Source organism: Kribbella sp. NPDC048915 (genome assembly GCF_040649595.1).
Classification (GTDB): domain Bacteria; phylum Actinomycetota; class Actinomycetes; order Propionibacteriales; family Kribbellaceae; genus Kribbella.
The window spans coordinates 1-1509 of record NZ_JBEZFT010000160.1 but is presented as its reverse complement, the minus strand read 5'-3'; the positions used below and the strand labels follow the sequence as shown (position 1 = coordinate 1509).

1 protein-coding gene is annotated in these 1509 nt (G+C 68.2%); it reads left to right on the top strand.

The annotated features are described in order from the left end of the window. Positions 1-156: 156 nt before the first annotated feature. Positions 157-1473, top strand: coding sequence for an IS4 family transposase (locus tag AB0B82_RS35410; RefSeq protein WP_360178972.1), 1317 nt, complete (start codon positions 157-159; stop codon positions 1471-1473). Positions 1474-1509 lie beyond the last annotated feature (36 nt).

The window sequence follows — 1509 nt, the reverse complement described above, 5'->3', positions numbered from 1 at the left end:
CAATGCCGCTTAGTTAGTGGGTACGGTTTGGTGTCAAGCGGTGTGTCGGTGAACGTGAAGCAGCGGGACTCCCGGTAGGAAGCGCTTGTCCTGGCAGACATCGCTTCATAAGGAGTCCCGCTGTTGGTTCAGTGTGTCATTTCGCGTGTGGTCCGGGTGGCGTCGGGTCGGTTCGCGCCGGGGCATTTGGGTGAGCTGACCCAGATCGTGCCGTTCGAGATGGTTGATGAGGTGCTGGCCTCGAGTCGGCGGGTGCAGGCGCGGGTTCGGGATCTGCCGTCGCGGGTTGTGGTGTATTTGCTGCTCGCGGCCGGGTTGTTCGCCGAGTTGGGCTACGGGCAGGTTTGGGCGCGGCTGGTCGCGGGCCTGGACGGTGCCGCGGGGGTGACGGCGGCGAGGCCGTCGTCGTCGGCGTTGTCGCAGGCGCGCCGTCGGGTTGGGGCCGGGCCGTTGCGGGCGTTGTTTCAGCTGCTGTCCGGGCCACCGGTCGGGGCGCCGCGGTGGCGTGGCTTGTTGCTGTGCGCGATCGACGGCACCACTTTGTCGGTCCCGAACGGTGAGAAGAACGTGTCCGCCTACGGTCGCCATCGCGCTGGCCCGAACGGTGATGCGGGGTATCCGATGATCCGGTTGCTGGCGGTGGTCGCGTGTGGCACCCGCACCGTCATCGACGCGGTGTTCGGCCCGTGTGATGTGGGCGAGACGACGTACGCGCCGCGGCTGGCCGGATGCCTGCGGCCGGGCATGCTGTTGCTGGCCGACCGCAACTTCGCCGTCAAAAACCTGATCGAGGCCGTCGCCGCCACCGAGGCCGTCCTGCTCATCCGCTGCAAGGACAACCGGCGGCTGCGGCCCACGAGACACTGCGGCGACGGGTCCTGGCTGACCCGGATCGGCACGGTGACCGTGCGCGTGATCGAAGCCGAGATCGTGGTGCGCTGCGCGGGCGGACCCAGCCGGACCGGACGCTACCGGTTGCTCACCACCCTGACCGATCACCACCGCTACCCGGCCATCGACCTGGTCGAGCTCTACCACCAGCGCTGGGAGATCGAAACGACCTACCTGGAACTGAAGTCCACGATCCTGGGCGGACGCGTACTCAGGGCCCGCACCCCCGACGGCATCACCCAGGAGATCTACGCCCTCCTGATCACCTACCAGGCCCTGCGCACCGCGATCGCCGACGCAGCACTCACCCAGCCCGCCACCCCACCCGACCGCGGCAGCTTCACCATCGCCCTGCACACCGCCCGCGACCAGATCGTCCACGCGGCCGGCGTCATCGCCGACACCACCATCGACCTGGTCGGCACCATCGGCCACGCCGTACTGGCCGCCCTCCTCCCCACCCGCCGCGCCCGCACCAGCCCCCGGATCGTCAAACGCGCCAGTTCCAAACACCGCGCCACCGCCACCACCGACCGCAACAACTACAAGATCACCCACACCATCCACATCCACGACGGTTGACAACCACACCCCAGCCCTAACTGAGCGGCATTGGGG